This is a genomic window from Marinicellulosiphila megalodicopiae (genome assembly GCF_045862395.1).
GTDB classification, from domain to species: Bacteria; Pseudomonadota; Gammaproteobacteria; order Pseudomonadales; family Natronospirillaceae; genus Marinicellulosiphila; species Marinicellulosiphila megalodicopiae.
This window is the reverse complement of sequence record NZ_AP023087.1, coordinates 4,487,166-4,505,661: the sequence shown is the minus strand read 5'-3', so window position 1 is coordinate 4,505,661 and position 18,496 is coordinate 4,487,166. Positions and strand designations below refer to the sequence as shown.

At 34.4% G+C, this 18,496-nt stretch carries 20 protein-coding genes; 10 read left to right on the top strand and 10 right to left on the bottom strand.

Translation table 11 applies throughout. The annotated features are described in order from the left end of the window. Window positions 1-208: 208 nt before the first annotated feature. Window positions 209-1,195, top strand: a complete 987-nt coding sequence (locus tag TYM08_RS19395) for a transposase (protein ID WP_422380805.1) — start codon at window positions 209-211, stop codon at window positions 1,193-1,195. Between the two features lie 606 nt (window positions 1,196-1,801). Here TYM08_RS19395 and TYM08_RS19390 read toward each other — a convergent pair. Then, window positions 1,802-2,278: a DUF2306 domain-containing protein gene (locus TYM08_RS19390; RefSeq protein ID WP_422380804.1), complete on the bottom strand. Its 477-nt coding sequence runs from the start codon at window positions 2,276-2,278 to the stop codon at window positions 1,802-1,804. A 35-nt stretch (window positions 2,279-2,313) separates the two neighbouring features. Then, window positions 2,314-2,988, bottom strand: coding sequence for a DNA-3-methyladenine glycosylase I (locus TYM08_RS19385; RefSeq protein ID WP_422380803.1), 675 nt, complete (start codon window positions 2,986-2,988; stop codon window positions 2,314-2,316). A gap of 421 nt (window positions 2,989-3,409) precedes the next feature. On the opposite strand from TYM08_RS19385, the gene TYM08_RS19380 reads away from it, so the two are divergent. Continuing rightward, complete coding sequence (locus tag TYM08_RS19380; protein WP_422380802.1) at window positions 3,410-3,961, top strand: hypothetical protein; 552 nt, start codon at window positions 3,410-3,412, stop codon at window positions 3,959-3,961. A 68-nt stretch (window positions 3,962-4,029) separates the two neighbouring features. Here the strand turns inward: TYM08_RS19380 and TYM08_RS19375 are convergent, their stop codons facing one another. Both TYM08_RS19375 and TYM08_RS19370 read right to left on the bottom strand, forming a co-directional pair. After that, window positions 4,030-4,278 carry an RNA recognition motif domain-containing protein gene (locus TYM08_RS19375; RefSeq protein WP_422380801.1) on the bottom strand — a complete coding sequence of 83 codons (249 nt, stop codon included), beginning with the start codon at window positions 4,276-4,278 and terminating at the stop codon, window positions 4,030-4,032. A gap of 151 nt (window positions 4,279-4,429) precedes the next feature. After that, complete coding sequence (locus TYM08_RS19370) at window positions 4,430-4,777, bottom strand: winged helix-turn-helix transcriptional regulator (RefSeq protein WP_422380800.1); 348 nt, start codon at window positions 4,775-4,777, stop codon at window positions 4,430-4,432. A gap of 71 nt (window positions 4,778-4,848) precedes the next feature. On the opposite strand from TYM08_RS19370, the gene TYM08_RS19365 reads away from it, so the two are divergent. Next, the gene (locus TYM08_RS19365; protein ID WP_422380799.1) at window positions 4,849-5,238 is read left to right on the top strand and encodes a hypothetical protein; all 390 of its coding nucleotides are present in this window, start codon (window positions 4,849-4,851) and stop codon (window positions 5,236-5,238) included. A 59-nt stretch (window positions 5,239-5,297) separates the two neighbouring features. Here the strand turns inward: TYM08_RS19365 and TYM08_RS19360 are convergent, their stop codons facing one another. Continuing rightward, window positions 5,298-7,106 carry an alkaline phosphatase D family protein gene (locus TYM08_RS19360; protein ID WP_422380798.1) on the bottom strand — a complete coding sequence of 603 codons (1,809 nt, stop codon included), beginning with the start codon at window positions 7,104-7,106 and terminating at the stop codon, window positions 5,298-5,300. Between the two features lie 484 nt (window positions 7,107-7,590). Here TYM08_RS19360 and TYM08_RS19355 point away from each other — a divergent pair, with 484 nt between their 5' ends. The 6 genes from TYM08_RS19355 to TYM08_RS19330 all read left to right on the top strand — a co-directional run bounded on the left by TYM08_RS19355 (window position 7,591) and on the right by TYM08_RS19330 (window position 11,622). After that, window positions 7,591-7,938 (top strand): hypothetical protein, encoded by a 348-nt coding sequence (locus tag TYM08_RS19355; protein ID WP_422380797.1) that lies wholly within the window; start codon window positions 7,591-7,593, stop codon window positions 7,936-7,938. 249 nt (window positions 7,939-8,187) lie between these two features. Beyond that, on the top strand, window positions 8,188-8,538 hold the full coding sequence (locus TYM08_RS19350) for a hypothetical protein (RefSeq protein WP_422380796.1): 351 nt from the start codon (window positions 8,188-8,190) through the stop codon (window positions 8,536-8,538). Between the two features lie 27 nt (window positions 8,539-8,565). Continuing rightward, window positions 8,566-8,919 carry a hypothetical protein gene (locus tag TYM08_RS19345; protein WP_422380795.1) on the top strand — a complete coding sequence of 118 codons (354 nt, stop codon included), beginning with the start codon at window positions 8,566-8,568 and terminating at the stop codon, window positions 8,917-8,919. Next, window positions 8,916-9,614 carry a prolipoprotein diacylglyceryl transferase family protein gene (locus TYM08_RS19340; RefSeq protein ID WP_422380794.1) on the top strand — a complete coding sequence of 233 codons (699 nt, stop codon included), beginning with the start codon at window positions 8,916-8,918 and terminating at the stop codon, window positions 9,612-9,614. The genes TYM08_RS19345 and TYM08_RS19340 overlap by 4 nt, the downstream gene beginning before the upstream one ends. Further along, window positions 9,607-11,034, top strand: coding sequence for a radical SAM protein (locus tag TYM08_RS19335; protein ID WP_422380793.1), 1,428 nt, complete (start codon window positions 9,607-9,609; stop codon window positions 11,032-11,034). Before TYM08_RS19340 ends, TYM08_RS19335 begins: the two co-directional genes overlap by 8 nt. 93 nt (window positions 11,035-11,127) lie before the next feature. Next, the gene (locus TYM08_RS19330; RefSeq protein WP_422380792.1) at window positions 11,128-11,622 is read left to right on the top strand and encodes a hypothetical protein; all 495 of its coding nucleotides are present in this window, start codon (window positions 11,128-11,130) and stop codon (window positions 11,620-11,622) included. 58 nt (window positions 11,623-11,680) lie between these two features. Here TYM08_RS19330 and TYM08_RS19325 read toward each other — a convergent pair whose 3' ends face one another. After that, complete coding sequence (locus TYM08_RS19325) at window positions 11,681-12,385, bottom strand: esterase/lipase family protein (protein WP_422380791.1); 705 nt, start codon at window positions 12,383-12,385, stop codon at window positions 11,681-11,683. A 135-nt stretch (window positions 12,386-12,520) separates the two neighbouring features. Further along, entirely contained in the window at window positions 12,521-15,010 is a 2,490-nt protein-coding gene (locus TYM08_RS19320; protein ID WP_422380790.1) for a PKD domain-containing protein, read from the bottom strand. Between the two features lie 231 nt (window positions 15,011-15,241). On the opposite strand from TYM08_RS19320, the gene TYM08_RS19315 reads away from it, so the two are divergent. Then, complete coding sequence (locus tag TYM08_RS19315) at window positions 15,242-16,006, top strand: hypothetical protein (RefSeq protein WP_422380789.1); 765 nt, start codon at window positions 15,242-15,244, stop codon at window positions 16,004-16,006. Here the strand turns inward: TYM08_RS19315 and TYM08_RS19310 are convergent. Genes TYM08_RS19310 through TYM08_RS19300 form a run of 3 tightly spaced genes read right to left on the bottom strand, consistent with a single transcriptional unit; the run spans window position 16,003 to window position 18,435 of the window. Continuing rightward, entirely contained in the window at window positions 16,003-16,593 is a 591-nt protein-coding gene (locus tag TYM08_RS19310; RefSeq protein WP_422380788.1) for a Crp/Fnr family transcriptional regulator, read from the bottom strand. The genes TYM08_RS19315 and TYM08_RS19310 overlap by 4 nt on opposite strands. Window positions 16,594-16,642: 49 nt before the next feature. Next, entirely contained in the window at window positions 16,643-17,569 is a 927-nt protein-coding gene (locus TYM08_RS19305) for a DMT family transporter (protein WP_422380787.1), read from the bottom strand. Continuing rightward, window positions 17,566-18,435, bottom strand: coding sequence for an arylamine N-acetyltransferase family protein (locus TYM08_RS19300; protein WP_422380786.1), 870 nt, complete (start codon window positions 18,433-18,435; stop codon window positions 17,566-17,568). The genes TYM08_RS19305 and TYM08_RS19300 overlap by 4 nt, the downstream gene beginning before the upstream one ends. Window positions 18,436-18,496 lie beyond the last annotated feature (61 nt).

The window sequence follows — 18,496 nt, the reverse complement described above, 5'->3', positions numbered from 1 at the left end:
CGAGGGTTTTTACAAATTTTGTTTTTTGCAGGCTAAAAAGGGCGGCTAAAAAGCGGCTAAAAAGCGGCTAAAAAGCGGCTAAAAAGGACAGGCTAATTAAAATAATTTGACAACCCTCACAATCGATCTATCATTTTATAAATATAAAGACAACATAATTCAAATGGATTGAATTTGTTGTCATTTGATTAATCAATTAGGAATCAACATGACAAAAGCGAGAAAACGCCTAGTAAATTATACTGCTACTACAAAATACTTAATTACCTGCCGTTGCGTGCGTCGCGCATTTCTGTGCGGTAAAGATGAGTATACCAACCAAGATTTTGAGCATCGCCGTGCATGGGTTGAAGATATTTTATTAAAACTGCCCAGCATATTTGCAATTGATGTCGCCTCATATGCAATCATGAATAACCATTATCATTTGGTGATTAGCGTGAACGTTAAACAGGCTGAGTCTTGGTCTGCTGCCGAGGTAATCAAGCGCTGGCATCAATTGTATACGGGTACGATGATCTCTAGAGCGTTTTTAGATGGCTCTAAACTCAACCCACAAGAACGTATTTTGCTAGCCGAAACCGTTGAAATTTGGCGTAATCGATTGATTAATATTGGTTGGTTTATGAAAAATATTAATGAGCCGATTTCTAGACTCTCAAATATTGAAGATAACTGCACAGGCAAATTTTGGGAGGGTCGATATAAATCAAAAGCGATTTTAGACGATGAAGGATTATTAGCCGCCATGGTTTATGTAGATTTAAATCCTGTGCGCGCTCAAATGACTAAAACACCTGAAGAATCTGAATATACATCAATCAAAAAAAGAAGTGAGTGCTTTAAAAAATCAAACAATTCTAATCTAGTAAAAGATCAACCGAATGATTTATTACCTCTTTCAAAACACTGTAAAACCCACATTCAAATTTCAACTAAGGCGTATTTAGAATTAGTAGACTGGACAGGAAAACAATGTGCAGAAAGTAAAAAAGGAAAAATCGATAGTGGATTACCCGACATATTAACTCGACTCGATTTGTCCGAAACGTTGTTTTTAAATGCGTCACTGAATATCAACAATAGCTTTGCTAACTTAATTGGCAAAGCATCCAGTATCGATCAGCATTTTTCTAAATTTGGACTCAAGCGAGCTTGTGGCTGGGTGAAATCATTAAGTGTTCTTGGGCTTTAGCTTCCTTTTTTATTATTCATACATATTTTATTAGCTTTTATTCGAATCAATAAATTTTGATTGAATTCCCTGCGCCTTCGAATTGAGCAATGCTCGATAATTGTAGCAATTCCCTCTGTGTGATCTCTTTTTTAACAGATTAATTTGTTAAGGCATCATATTTTCTAAAATATGTGCCTTATTTATTTTTAGATGTCATTGGTTTTTATTTAGTTGCCTGTCCTTGTTGTTCATTTTCTACACTGTAGGGTCGGGATTCATTGTGAGGGTTTTTACAAATTTTGTTTTTTAATGATTGGGTTAGTTTTTTCGGAATGAATCCCGAACTTACAGGTGTTTTTTTTGAACGATTGCATGCTCCTGGCACAATTCTAATTAGTCACATCCCTGTGACGATGAATCCGGAACCTACATAAAAGATTATTTTCAACACTGTAGGCTCGGGAATCATTGTGAGGGTTTTTACAAATTTTGTTTTAATGATTGGGTTAGTTTTTTCGGAATGAATCCCGAACCTACAGGTTGGTCGTTTTCTATATTGTAAGGTCGAGATTTATTGTGAGAATAAGCAAAAGTGGGTGTCTGTTTTGAAGATTTAATTTTTACTTAAACAAACATTTTACGCTTGCTAGAAATTAAACGCCCACCAATAGTAAACGTACCAATACTGGCAAATCCAACCAACAACCAAAATAATAATCCGCCACCTACAACATTTGAAATGGCTGGCACTCTGACTATAATTTCTGAAAATAATGCCGCAATTAACCCCACATAAGACCAGAGCATAAAATCATAATGCAGGCGTAACCAGTTTTTATTTTTTCTAAAAAATACGGGGACAGCAAGGCCTGCGCAAACAGTAGCAAGTGAACCTAAAGCCATCCAATAAAATGGGCCAAATGTATATAACGATTGCGTGAATAATGCCGAGACATTCATTAATAGCATTGAGCTAAAATAAGCGTACCCAACCATTTTGTGTTTAGCGGTTCCTTTGTTGATCAAAAGCACAAGCGCACCAGATAGCAATGCAACCAGCGCGCAAACCACATGAAATAATGCAATATTTGAAGAAAACATAATGACCTTCTTTTTAATGTTATGATCGAAACCGTTTATTCATTCCAAACGGTCATGGCTAATATTCTTGAAATCTCGCCAAAGGAGCGGCCACTTTGTTGTTTCCATGTGCAAAATGCTTCATTAACCGCAGCTTTCGCTTTTTTGCTTGTCGGGTTTTTATCGATTACTTTTTCACGAATTAATGCAGACACGACATCGTTACTAAATAAATAGGTATCTTTGCCTGTCATGCGCATTAAATACATGGCGCTGTTGCCACCAAGTCGAGATCCACGATCTTTTAGTTCTTGATATAGTCCATGTAAATTATCGTCTTCAAAATGGTTTACCCATGCGCTAAAGGTACCATGAGTTTTTTGAGTGTCTAATATAAATTGAGCATTTAATGGCACTGTATTAATTTTTTGTGCATTTCTTACAATTCGAGTGTCTTTTGCTAACGCTTCTAGTACTTCAGGTGGCACCTGTGCCCAATAGCGCGGATGAAATTTACTAAAGGCAATTTCAAAATCAGGCCATTTATTTCGTATAACACGCCAAACAAAACCCGCCTGAAAAATACACATGGTCATATTGGCTAACCAACGATCGTCTGGAATCTCAAGAAAGCTCTTAGAATCTAACGAGGCGGGTAAGTCGTATTCAATTTCGTTGATGCTTCCTTTGTGATTTAAAGCAATTTGGTATATGTCATCAAATTTAATCATATTGGTTCTTTAGTAATGAAAATTAAGGAGTATTTTGTTGATCTGCACAAATCATACGTAAATCACAGATAAAGTATTGAGATACTATGCAGCTATTTATTGCGCACTATTAATACTTAGATGTTAACACTTAGATTTTAATACTTAGATTTTAAATTGTACAATAATCAGTCAGCTATATAAATCGATCACTATATAAATTTATCCTATTAAAAAATATTCTTTTATATCATTTCTTAAAATTTAATGTATTTATTGCGATTATATTTTTCAGTTTGTGACCATTTTTGTCATATACTAAAAATTTAGGTGTCATTATTTTTTTAAATTAAAATGATGTATTAATTTGAGAGGTAAGTCACACGTAAATTTTATATTTATGATAATTGTAGAGCTAATTATTAAGAATGAGTTGTCTAAAATGCATAAATTATTATTAAAACATTCAATCTCTCTTATTGTTTTTGCTTCAACATTAACAAGCTGTCTTCAGGAAGATAAAATTACTGAAGTTGGTTTTTTTGCGAATCAAATTACATTTTGGAATCTCTCCCAAGAGGATGAATTATTAGCTTATACAAAATTACAAATTAAAACCTATCAAGGAGATAACTTTAAAGAAGTCACAAATGGTGAGACACATTCATCAGTTTCAAATGACAAAATTAGAGTTTGGGTCACATCGGATCAAGCCGAACAATACAAATCTTTAAACAGCGATTCTTCATTTCCAATTGGTTCAACAGTTATACGTGTTTTATATAATGAGGATAACGAAGCAACTAAAATTACCGCTACAGTTAAAGCGGATAAAGGAAGTAACCCAATGTCAAATGATTGGGTGTTTGCTGTGGCAAATACTCAAGGTGTTGTTGAAGTAGATGAACACGGCAAGTGGCAATTTGGCGCAATTGAATCATGTAATATGTGTCATACACATCAAGATGAAACAGATGGATTATTTGGATTGTAATTAGGATTTGAAATGGTGTTTTAAAAATAAAAAAGCCAAGTATTAAACTTGGCTATTTATTTAAAATATTAAGCTGATTTATTTTCAGCTACTTTTACTCTAATTCTATTTTTACCGACTAATTTATTATTTAAGTTTTTAATGGCCGTTTTAGCTTCAATATTTTTAGGCATTTCAACAAATCCAAAACCTTTTGATTCACCTGTTGCTTGGTCTGTGACTAAATCGCAAGATTGTACGCTTCCGCAGTCTTGAAATAAATCCATTAATTCTTCTTTGGTTGTTGCGCGATCTAAGTTACGTACTAATAATTTCATGATTGTTTCCACTTTGGTTGTTCGGTTATTTGGAGCGAACTATACGCATCAATCTAGTAAGCGTCCAGTTCGGATGGCATTTAGATGAGTGCTTTAAAACATACAAAGTATTGTTCAGCAATGGCTTAGATATTTTAGGAATTTTACGGACTTAATTTTTTAATTTTTCACCAAACTGCGCCATTGCACTTAACACTGGAAGAAAATCAAATCCTAATGCACTTAAAGAGTAACAGGTGCTTGGAGGGATGGTATTAAATACCTGTCGATCAATAACACCTAATGACTCTAAATGGCGCAGTCGTTCACTTAATACTTTTGCACTGATCGAATAAAGTGCCGCCTCTATTTCAAAGTATCGTTTTTCACCCCTTGCTAATTCTCTAATAATTAACGTTGTCCATTTCTTTTCAATTAATGTTGCGCATAATTTTATTGGGCATTGATCATCACAAGGCTTTAAATCACTGTTACTTACTTTTTGGTTAGTCGGTTGCATTTTAGTCAGTACTTATATTCAAAGTGAAATGAATCTATTGTGTGTTTTCCTAATTCAATCGAGAAAACACAATGTTAACATTTATATTAAAAATTATTGCCATCATACAACTAATATTGGGCATCGGATATCTTGTTTTGCCAAATCAATTATTAGCAGCAATTGGGCACTCTGAAGTGGCGTCGGATATTTTATACCCATTTGGAATGTTAGCGGCCCGATTTTTGGTGCTTGGAGTAGTGTTCTGGATGATTTCGAAACAAGCAGCGAATCATGGTTTATTAATTAATGCGATGATTGGAATTCAAATTTTGGATTTATTAGTTGGTATTGCTTATACAATAAATTCAAACGTCGATTTAACGATATCGGCATTTCCAATGTTTAATGCAATTCTAATTATTGTATGTCTTTTAATTTGGCATCCAAACAAAATTTTAAATAAGAAATTATCATCGTAGGATTACACTTTATATTATGATAAAAATGCTCGACATATTAATGTCGAGCATTAATAAAATTAAGCAAGAATCGCTTTGTTTTGACCAATTTGTACGCTGGCTTGTTTGCTTCGTGCATTATTGATTGTGAAGTTTTTATCAATCACAGTATCCACATAATACCAGTTTGATGTTGCTTCGGATTCAGTGAATGTTAAAGTCATTAATCCACGATCTGATAAGTTACAGTAACGTAAATTTTCAACTAAAGAGGTAATGCCGTATTCAGTAGTAATCACTTGATCCGCAGGAATGTTAATGAAATATTCAAGCCCTGGTGAGCTTACGGAAGCAGTTGCAAACTCGACACCCACATTGTCGCCTGAGATATCTACCAAATCATTACACCAACTATTGTGAGTGTCCCCAGCAATAACGACTAGGTTTTTTCCGTATGCTTTGGCGGTTTGTAAAATCACTTCACGCTCTACTGCATAACCATCCCAAGCATCTAAATTATATGGAATATTTGGCATTTGTAATTGAGTAATAACTTGTGGTGTTAATTTAGTTTGGTTTGCACTTAAATAAGCTAATTCACTTGGAGTTAAAGTAGGGTCGCCCGCTTGTGCACGACCGGCTAATTGGGCAAGTCCTCCAAGCTCTGCATATTGCGCAGGAGACATTAAATTTAATGCAACTGCTGCAGGTAATTTCATGGCACCCATTAACACCTGCTGTCCTAATAATTGCCAAGTACCTGTGCTTTGTGCAAGTTGTGTTTGTAGCCATTGACGTTGAGTGGCTCCTAACATGGTTCTTGTTGGATCGCTTATATCTGCTGTAAATAACGCACCGTCAAATGCGCCTGTTGCTGGATCAATGTAAGTTTCAAACTCAAGTTGTTTTTCTCGGCCTACTACACGAGTGTCCAGCATGTGTAAATCAACTAACTCACCAAACTTAAAGCTGCGGTAAATTTCTAATTCGTTGCCATCGCTAACTGGGCGAATTGGCATCCATTCAAAATACGCTTGAAGTGCACCTTGCTGGCGAAGTAAATAACTGCCATTTAAATTTTCATCGTGTCCAGAAGCACCATCTTTAAAACTGTTGTTAGACACTTCATGATCATCCCATACTGCAATAAATGCTAATTTAGCATGTACAGCTTGTAAGTCGGTGTCCTCCCTATATTGTGCATAGCGCGTGCGATAATCTTCTAAGGTAAACAATTCGTGAGCAGGCAAAACTTCACGACCTAATTGAGTGTCTAATTCACTTGCAAAACCATCACGATCAAATTCATAAATATAATCACCTAAATGCAATACAACATCTAAGTCATCCATTTCACTTGCTACTTTATAAACATTAAAATAACCAGCAGGATAATTTGAGCAGGACAGAACCGCCATTTTTACTTGATCAATTGCGCCTTCTGGTAGTGTTTTTGTTTTACCAATTTCAGATGTGGTGCCATTTGCAATGAAACGATAATAATATTCAGAGCCTTGGTCTAAATTAATTGCGTCAACTTTAACTGTATAATCACGTGAATCATTTGTAACGGTTGCGCCATTGTGAATGATATTACTAAAAGCCATATCCGTTGCGATTTCCCAAGACACTTTAAATGCACGAGCACGTTTAGATGGAGTTATGCGTGTCCATAAAATAATTGCAGTTGTGGTTGGGTCGCCACTTGCTACACCATGATTAAATGCAACAGGAATATGCGAAGAGGGAAGTTCGTCGTGAGCTTCAAGAATAGCAGCAAGTAAATCATCGTCACAGCTCATTAAGCCAGTTGAAACGGCAGCGGCACCAAATCCTTTTAACGATGTCGTCAAAAAGGTGCGTCTAGTTGGGGAGTTTTTAATTTTCATTATGGGGTCTCTCAAATTTATTAAGGGGTTTAAGTTAGTTATTATTGTTTTAACGCCCAATTCAACATCATAAATAACAACCTTATTATTTATGAGTGGTACGTTTACTTGGCTACTATAACTGATTTTATGGATTCATGAAAAATTCTATTTTTTATAAGCAGCATAAATATTCAAAGATGCCTTTTCAAAGACGACCTTACAAAGATGACGCTTCAAAGATGAGCCTAACGCATATAAAATAAGATGGAAAAATGGTATTTAATTCAATTTGCAATCTTAAATAGATAAATGACTGATTCATATTTGCATAGTCGATTTTCATTTTTGCAACTTTAATAACCACTTTGTGAAAATTTAGACATGTTGTTCGAAATGTTTGTTTGAAAGTGCCAATTGAAGTTGTTTATTCATAAAAATTAAATAGGATTAGTTTTGATAGTTTCAGTATAATAACCAAAAAAGAAACAATATGGATTCAAAGATGACTCACCAGAAAGTAAAAAATCATGAATATTCAGAAGGTTTTCATTTTGGGTTTTGGATTTTCGGGGCGATTCTATTTATACCTGCAAATTTATTTGTTGGATTGGGGTTGGTTTTTTCAATAAGTGAAGTATTAGGTTCATTATTTTTATGGGATTTTACGTCAGTCACTTTAAATGAAATGCAGCTATTAATTGTTTGCGTGCTATTCATGAGTTTCAATATTTTCTACCTGATTAAATCCTATCAGAAAATAAGAAACCTCCATAAAGTTTGGTTTTTAATCGCGCCTATAATTATTTCATTTATTGAATATTCTGGTTGCGCACAAATAAAAATATTCTAGAGGTAGAGGTAGGATTTGAATATGACTGATATTATTAAAGAGCCTCTGAATAACTAATATTGTTATCTTGATTGTTCAGAGGATTATTAATTGTTTTAATTAAAAAAATACTCGTCTTATTTCTTGATTATAAGTATATTATTTATTTCCTCAATAACGACTTGGGTATAATTTTTATAGCTGGTTTTCATAATACTCAATTATTCTATATGATAATGAGTTATTAATTTGTATTAAGGTGGTTTGATAATGAATGAAGTTAAAGTAGAAATTGAAAATGGCAATCGACTACTGTTTTGGGTGTTAGGGCTGTTACTTTTCATTCCTATCAATCTCTATGTCGGCTTTGGGTTGTTTTTTTCTGGTGATGAAGTCGTTAGAAATATAAAATATGATAGATTTAGTTTGTTTAACGATGGAATGACGATTGGATTTTTAATCAGTTTTATTTTTATTATGTTTAACTTATTCTATTTTGTGTATTCGTTACGAAATTTAGATAAATTTAAAGGAGTTTGGTACTTAATCATTCCAATCTTAATTTCATTTATTGAATTTGCAGGCTGTATACCTGTTTTAGCAAAAATAAATTTTCATTGATCCATAATGATAAAATTTGGTATTTCTATGAATAACAATGACGAATCAAAAACTAAAGACTACCGATTTATTAGTTGGATTATAAGTATGTTACTTTTTATTCCAATAAATTTGTATGTGGGTTTGGGGGTATTCATTTCTGGTTATAATATTTTTTATAATATACATGACAATCGATTTAGCTTTTCAAATGAAGGTATGTCATTTGGATTTATCGTTAGCCTGTTATTTATAATGTTCAATTTATTTTATTGCATCCATTCATTTAAAAATATTAAAAAATACAGCATTCCATGGACGATCACCTCCCCTATTGTCATTTCGTTTGTACAATTTACTGGTTGTATTCCTGTTCTAATGACGGTTCGAATTGCCGGATGATTCACTTATTGTTTGATTTAGCATCTTACCTTCTTGGTTTTTTAATCACATTTTATCTTAAAAAAAATGTGCCACTATTTACACCTCAAGTCACCCAGGGTAAAGATCCGTATTATATTTTGAGTGCCACTGTCGGCTTAGTGATCGGCAGTTTTTTGTTTGGTACGTTAAATAGTTGGCTCTCTGCTGATATTCATATTGCCAAATCAGTAGTAGGTGCTTTGGTTGGCGCTATTGTTGCCATTGAGATTTACAAACGATTCACCAATATACAACAGTCTACTGGTTCAGTATATGTGTTGGGTTTGTCGTTAAGTATTGCCCTTGGTCGATTGGGGTGTTTTTTTGCAGGGCTTGATGATTTTACTTACGGCATTGAAACACATTCTATGTTTGCAATTGATTTTGGTGATGGTGTTAATCGCCATCCTGTTCAGTTGTATGAATCATTTTCGCTTGTATTGTTTGCACTTATTTTTATGGGATTATTGAAATTTAATAAACCCTTTGTATTGTCCTATGGATTTTATTTATTCTGCTTTGTATATGGCGCACAACGATTTTTTTGGGAATTTTTAAAACCTTATCATTTAATTGTAGGTCCATTTAATACGTTCCATTTTTTAACTTTATTTTTAATGCTGTACGCAGTCACAATGATCGTAAAACAACGATTAAGGAATTTACATGAGTGAGACTATCAACGAGATCAGCCAAACAAAATCTGAACATAAACGAAAAGCGCGCCCCTATATTTTTTATGGGCAAACGCAATCGTTATGTTCACACTGTTTAGAGTTAGTGCCTGCTAAAATTATATTTCAAAACGACAATGTGTATTATCAAAAACGCTGCTTAAAACATGGTGTGCAAAAGGTATTGGTGTCTACTGATATTGAATATTACAAACGCTGTAAAGAATACATCAAACCTGGCGATTTACCTGAAGTGTTTCAGACACCTATTAACAGAGGCTGCCCTTATGATTGTGGATTATGCCCTGATCACGAGCAACACAGTTGTTTAGCCATTTTTGATATCATCGACGAATGCAATATGACTTGCCCCGTTTGTTATGCTGATTCGTCTCCACAAAAATCCAATATTAAATCCATGGCTAATATTCAGGTCATGCTAGACACGTTAATTGCCAGTGAGTCAGAACCAGATCTTGTGCAACTCTCTGGTGGTGAGCCCACATTACATCCTCAATTTTTTGATATTTTACAACTGATTAAACAATCGCCTGTGCGTCATTTAATGGTGAACACTAACGGTATTAAAATCAGCCAAGATGAAAAATTTGTAAAAAGACTTAAGGACTTTCAACCAGGTTTTGAAATTTATCTGCAATTTGATTCCTTTAAAAAAGAAGTGCTTAAAAAAATACGTGGAATCGACGCCCGTAAAATACGTTTAAAAGCATTGGAAAATTTAGAGAAACATAATATTTCAACCACATTAGTTTGCACGGTGATACAAGGTGAGAACGATGATGAAGTTGACGAAATTATAGAGTTTGCTAAAACGTACAAATGCATTCGCGGAGTCACATTTCAACCCATGCAAAAAGCAGGGCGCGGGCCTAATCAAAAATCGAGAACGACGTTATCGGAAATTCGTAAAAGTATCATAAACGGTAAAAATGGATTCACAGATGCAGACATGCTGCCATTACCTTGTCATCCAGAAAATATAAGTATTGGTTATGCAATCAAACAACCTAATAAATTCACACCCGTTTCAGGATTAATTCCAAAAGACATTTTATTAGCAGGGGTCGACAACTCTGTGTCTATGGAGAAAAATCCTCAATTAATGTCAGCGCTTAAAGATGTATTGTCTCTTGATTCCATATCGTATTTGGCATCTGAAAAATTAAAAACATTATTGTGTTGTTTGCCTAAATTTGCATTACCAACCATGACTTATGAAAACGTATTTAGGGTGGTGATTATGTCGTTTATGGATGCCGAGGATTTTTGTACGACTTCGGTTAAACGAAGCTGTGTGCATTTTGTCACCGAAGATGCAAAAATTTATCCGTTTGATACTTATAATTTGTTTTATCGTGATGCGGGTAAAAGTGAGAGTGAGATTATTGTGAAGCAGTGAGTAAGTGCGATAAATGCAGGGCTGTTATTCAGCTCAAATAATTAGACATCAATGGCTTTGCAGATTGGCCTATTAAATTATAAGTGAAATTTTATGAGTTTATGTATATCAAATTGGTTTTGGAATACGATTGAATCATCCGACTTAGAATTAGAGAAACTATATAAAACATTAATGCAATTAGATGACGTTAAATTAATTCAATTTAAAGTTGAGTGGGAAAATGCAGCATTAGCTTTAGCTGAATTATGTGAATACGTATCTTTCGATCATTTTTCGCGTATGGATTTTACTCGATGGATTGTTGAGCGCGGTAAAGACACATATCAAAAAATGATCGATGATCGAGAATTTGCTCAAAGAATCTATGCACAGTATCTTAAAAATGATCGATCTACATGGAAATGCCACTCTAAAAATAAAGAGATCAATGGATCATTACCTGAATATTTATTTGAAAAAATATATGAATTTAAATTTGGTGACGATTTACTAGATACAGTAACGGATAGAATCTACGACGGTAATTATGACGACTATATTAAAAAAATTGTATTAAATGAAAGTCATATAGTTTACACAATTTAATAATAATTTAGCACTTTATAATATCTCAAAGACGCTACTCTCGGCATAAATACCGAGCCTACATTTCCGCATTAAACTCGCCATTTTCCAAATAATAATACACCTGCCTGATCACTTTATTGCTTCGCATCATAAACGGGTGCGTCACTGGCATGACTAAATGTTGATTCATGCCTTCTAGTTTTGTTTTTTCCACAGAGACTTTTCCGTCATTGGCATCGGGTAAAAAAGTCGACAGCATGAAATTGATGGTTTTGTTTCCTGCAATGATTCCCAAGCTGTAATCGGCTGGTCCTAGCTGTAATGGTAGCGATGTTTCGTCTGTACCTAGTTGCACGCCTGCGGGTCCATTAATTAATTTGTAACCGGGGAGGTTGCCTAATTTATCGACGATTTCGCTGCCTTGGTTGGGTGGCGCTAACATGACGACGTGTTGTAGATTTTTTATGCTGTGGGTTTCTATGTATTGACGAAATAATATTGCGCCCATTGAATGGGTGACAATATTTATTTTTTGATCGGGCTGGCATTTTTTTAAGGAGGCATCCAGCGCGTCATTGGCCAGTTTTTTTATTTTATGTTTACGCGAAGGGTAGGTGTCGTTGATTACATAATGGCCTTTTCGCTCTAGGTAACGTTCCATTTTATTCATTGATGTACTGGTGCGAGCCAAACCGTGTAGCATAATGGTGCAGTCGGTAGCCATAGCTTGTATTGGAATAATGCCAATCAATACGAGCACGATTAATATTAGTGTTTTCATAGATTCCTTGTTTGTACCTGTCTGTATTTTTTATTCCAATATTGTAACTTTTTAAGGTGGATATTCACACTTAGGTTTTTCAGTTAAAAAAAAGCGCAAATCATTTGCGCTTTTTTATTATTTTTTGAATGATTTTTATTTAATCACAATTTCAAATGTTTCGGTTTGAGTTTCATTTGTTTGGAGATCTGTTGCCGTAACAGTGACGGTATACACGCCTAATTGTGTATAAGTATGTTGAATGTATGCTCCGTCGCCCTGATTTTGATCTCCAAAGTCCCATGAAAAACCAAATATTAATGGCGGCGCAACGGGAATTGGATCAGCAATAATCAATCGAGCACTGATACCTTGATTTACGACTGTCAAGTAATAGGCATCGGCGCTAAAACTTACAGTCTTATCCTGTATATTTTGATTATGGGTGATCACCATTTCACTTATTACCGTACTTGTGACTGTCACCGTTTGGGTAAATTGTTGATCAGTGCCTGCTAAAGACAAGCTCACTGTATAACTGCCCGACTGTTGGTATTGATGAGTTTGAATCGCGTCCAATCCATCTAAAACATTTCCGTCACCAAAATTCCACTGGTATTCATAATTAGCACAGCTTGTTGAGGCTCGTGCATCAAATGTCACTGCAAGACCATCGATGGATTGAATTTCAAATTGTGGGTTAGGAAGTGCTAAACACATGATTTCTGGTTCAATAACTATTGTGCGTTGATAGGATTCATTATAAACAGACATAGACACAACATATTCACCTGCTAACTCATAGTCATGTGTGATGGTTTTGTGTTCGCTTGATAATGTTGTACCATCACCAAAGTCCCAAACCACATCAACGTACATGTCACACCCAGTCCAATAATCCTGAGCATTGAACATGACATTAAATCCGTTAATTTTAATATCACTTAAATGGGGCTCTGGTGGTTCAATGGGGAACAGTAAGTTCCAATCATCATTTACATTGTATTGATTTCTACTTGTCCATCGAGGGTTTGATACAGGATCAAAACACTGACCTTCTCTTACTTCATAAGTGAATAAATTTGTCCAAATGGTATTGCCTGTATTTTGAACGGTCACTAATATTTCAAATTCGCCAGCTTGAGTAAAAATGGCATCAAAGCTTTGACCGATTCCTGCCTGTCCATCATTGGTTTGCCATTTGTAAGTATGTTGATCAACTAAGTTCGATGAGTCTTCGATTGTAAAAGTTACATCTGCAGAGCCTTCAAAACGGGGCGTGACCACCACCTCATAACCACCACTGTGAACGGCACATATTGGATACCCATCAATTACACAAAGTTGATCATTCCATTTAACTGACTGAGAAAAAGAGTGACCTAAAGAATTTGTCACTAGAATGTCATATACACCCGCCTGTGAATATTGATGAGTAACATACGCGCTATTGGTAGTTGTGGTCGTGCCATCACCAAAATCCCAAGTGTATTCACTGGCATTACAATGAGGCCCTAAATCGCTAGACACATCCAATATCAACGTGGCATCTACATCAATTCCACCCGAAGTATCAATATCAAACATTAAATCCGACTGCGATGGCGCGCAGATATCGGTTAGCTCAACATCAAGGGTTAGATAAAATTCACCTACTAATCCATTTTCACTGGTCGCATTTAATACAACATCATAACTGCCAGCTTGTTCATATTGATGTGCAATTAATGCATCGGTTGTGACTTCATTGTTACCGTCTCCAAAGTCCCAATGATATTCAACGGCTGAATAATTTGAACAAAGATTATTTGAATAGACTTTCGTTTTGCTTGCATCAAAATTCACAAAACCATCTTTAATACTGGATTCAAAATAACTAGATGGGTAAATATCACATTGAACTAAATCAAAGACACTTACCGTATGAGTTTGGCTATATGGCGAGCTATCAGCCATGATAGTAAGCGTGACTTCATAATCGCCACTTTGTGTGAAGGTATAATCAACTAGCGGATTATTAGTTGTTAATGTCGTGCCGTCACCAAAATTCCAGCTATATTGTGAGGGTTTACTAGTTGTACAGTTTTCATATATAAAACTGTTTGTCGCATCAAAAGAATAAGTTTGATCTGATTTTTGTTCAAAAACAAAAGCAGGATTAGAAACAAGTTCAATACACACTTTATCATCTAACGTCACATCAATTATGTTTGTATACGATATGTATGTAGTGGCGCTACTTACCGTTAAGGTAACTGTAAATTGTCCTTCAGCTGCATAGGTATGAATGGTTTGTGGATTATTTGTCGTAATAATAGTGCCGTCACCAAAATCCCATTGATAACGTTCAATTTCACCAGCGGTAACACAATCCATTATAAAGCTTTCAGATGCATCAAATGAAACCGTTTTGTTTGTATCTATGCTTGAAGTAAATACAGCGTAATCGGTTTGTTCGAGACAATTTGAACTTGTATGTGTGTTAGTGTCAGTAATTGTTTGCTCGTGTGTGTCTGTATCTGTTTGTTGCCCTGTATCAGTCTGAGTCTGAGTTGCGGTATCGGTTTTTGAACCTAAATTAAGATCCAAACAGCTGTTTAATGCCAACACAGTCGCGATGCTGAGTAAATATGTCCAAGTGTTCATAGGTATCCATTAGTCAATTAATTATTGGATTCGAATTATAGCGGTTTATAAACCTTTAAAACTAGAGGTATTCATCATAATTTAAGTTTGAAATTACATATACTCTTTTAATATTTAAAAATTTTGAACTATCTTGTTATAGAAAAAGTAGTTATAGAAAAAGTAGTTATTGAAAAAATGGTTATTGAAAAATATTGCTAATGAAAATAATAATTTGTTAAAGGGGAAATCATGAATGCTACCGCCATCAAAAAAGTGAATGAATTGTTGGATCAAAAATTCTTTATTGCTCAAATTGCTCAGCAATTAGATCTGCCTGCTGCTGACGTTGCAAAAATTGAAAAAAAGCGACGTAAAAAGTTAATACTAAAGAATAAGAAGGAGGCGTTAGCCAGAAAAAATAAAAGACAAAAACTGATTGAAAAAATCATTAAACTCTATCAAACAGGTTTAACCAAGCAGAATATTTCAATTAAAACTCAACAGACTTTATCAACCATTGACTATGCTCTAAAAGACACTGGTTTAGTTGAGGCTAGAGCTGAAAGTGAAAAGAAACAACGAGATAAACGAACAAACAACATTGCATCGCTATATCAATCAGGCCTTACTATTCAACAGATTGCTCAGAAAACAGATTACTCTGAGAGTATTATTCGTTATGCATTACAAGATAAACAGTTAATTGAAAAACAAATTAGGAAACAGCCCAAAGAGATTACACAACGTATTAAAAAAATTCACGCATTACACAAAAAAGGCATACCCAAAAAACAAATAGCCATTGAGCTGAACTGTGCTCGTGGGTATGTGAGTCATACTTTACGTGGTGATACACAATATCAAGATAAAAAAGTGGCTCTAAGAGATTCTAGAATTAAAAAAATTATTCAATATAAAAGTAAAAATATGGATGAAAATACGATTGCTGAAAAATTGAAGATAAGTCTATCAACGGTAAGGAAATATTATGCAATGAGTTTGGCGTTTCCTTAACTATTACGCTTGAGTTTGTTGCGAATTCTTGAAAGTGCAACCGGTGTTATACCTAAATAAGAAGCTATATGCTGTTGAGCGATGCTGTTTTTTAAATCTGGATATTTTACGCAAAAATCTAAGTATCGTTTTTCAGCTGAATCTTTTACAAAGCTGTTTTCACGCTCTTCTTTTAATATAAAAATATGTTCTAGAAAATGGCAATAACAGGTTAAAAATCCTTTGTCTTGGCGCATTTGTTCAAATAGTGTATTCCAGTGATATGAAATAATAATGCAATCTTCCATTGCCTGAATACCAAATAAAGCCTGTGAATTTGAAACCATCGATTTTGTTGACCCAATGATTCTTGGTCCTTGAGCAAAAGTTTGGGTGAATTCTTTTCCTGATTCAGTGACGCTCACATATCGTACAAGCCCCGTATTTAAAAAATATAAATGATTGGCTTCATCGCCTTGGCGAAAAAGATACTCACCTTTTAATACTGGGTGAACTGTCATGGTTTGCGAAAATAAACGCCAATCAATAGGGTGGCCTAAATTATCAAAAAACAATTGAAAGCTTTTTTGTAGCTGGGTCTGATCCAAAATAATAACCTTTTATGTTAATGCTGAATTAATCTATGATGATTATTTATCAGTATACGACGTTTGTTTTTTTCGATTCAATTAAAATAAAAGCAATTACTAAAATAAACACTCCTGCTAGAAACTTTGAATTTAATATGGATTGAAGTTGGTGATTTGACATTGCACTATAAATCGCCACCCACAAAGGAATGGTATAGGAAAATGCTAGTAGCCGATTTGCGCCAACATGCTGCACCAAACGTTGTTGTAAAATAAACGTAAGCAAAGTGGTAAATATCGTTAAATACAAAGCGTTCAACCAAAATCCACCAGCGTGCCATGTGACTTGATTTAGATTCCCCCAAATAATTGTAATAGGCAATAACCACAGCACTCCAAAACACATAATCATAAATGCACTTGAAATAGGTGGTAATACTTTTCCCCATTTTTGCGCGAATATCACGTGTAACGCAAGAAACATACAAGCCAGGGTAAATATAATGTCGCCTTTGTTAAATGAAATGTTTGCAAATAAAATCGATGAAGATTGTGAGCTTAATAATAAAATGATTGCGCTAATAGAGCCAAGAATGAACCCTACTACTTTAATAGGCATTAATATTTCTTTTAAAAAAATACGAGAAAATACGATAGATATTAATGGTACAAGTGTATATACAACCGAAGTATTTAAAGCCGTTGTATACTGTAATGCAATGAATAATCCGATGAAAAATCCAACTAATGTCCCGCTGATGATTATGTAATTAATGATTAGCTTAGGTGAGGTGAATAAATTTTTTATTTCTGAAGCAATATTTAATTTATCCATTTTCCATTTTATTACTAAAATAAATGATATAAAAATAAGCGCCAGTGCAAAACGAAAACCAGAGGTTGCAATCGGACTTGCATATTGAGCCATGTTGGCAGAAACAATAAATGAAGACGACATTAATATTGCCCAGATATACAATAAAAAAAGATTCATGATGCGGACTTTTTATAGGGAGTTTCTTTTTCGTTATTGATTTTGCCTTTTATAAATCGATCAAATAAGTGATCTGTAATGGCTTTGTCAATAGTAAGTGAAAAGTTATGCGTAAGTAATGAGTGTAATGTTGGTGAGTCTGAAATGAGTGTCGCTTTTTCTTCTTTGTTTACTCTAGTTAAAAAGTATTGGTTTTTGATTGCGATTACTTGGTTATTGTTTTTTAAACTAATTACTAGATTATTCACAAATCCTGCTTCTGGGTATTTATGTGAAAAAAAATGTCCCGCGTCGCAATCGGCTTCGTTGTAATGTGCAAGATCAAACCGATACAAGGTATAGAATTGATTGTCCTTAATAATTTGTAAATCGTATTCGACTACTGATGTCTTTGTATTGACCATTTTAATGATTCGATAAATTTCAGATCCGATGGCTTGATCGATATTTTCTTGTAAAAGCACGGGAGCATTTGGGCTGTACGCACCAAAACCTGTGTCGATTAAATAGGTCTTATTTGCAAAGTCCATTAAGGTGATTCTGTGAGTTCTTGCTACTTGTTTGTCTTGATTATTTAATACACGCGCCAATTTTAAATGGACTGAATACCCAAGGGTTTGTAATAGATCATAAGTTAATTTGTTGTGTTCAAAACAGTATCCGCCTAAACCATTGGTGACGATTTTTTTGCTGATTTCTAGAGTATTGAGTGAAATCGTTTCCCCTAATACAACCGCTAAATTATTAAAACTATATTGCGCTTGATGGTTATTTTGTAATGAGGCGACAAAATTTAATGATAGTTCCTTGGGTTTTTGGATAGATAAATCGTTTAAATAGTTTTGTAAATGTATTGGTAAACTCATGAGAAACTCTTGTGGATAAATGATTAAAATTATAATACAAGAGTGTTTAATCCTAGGCGTT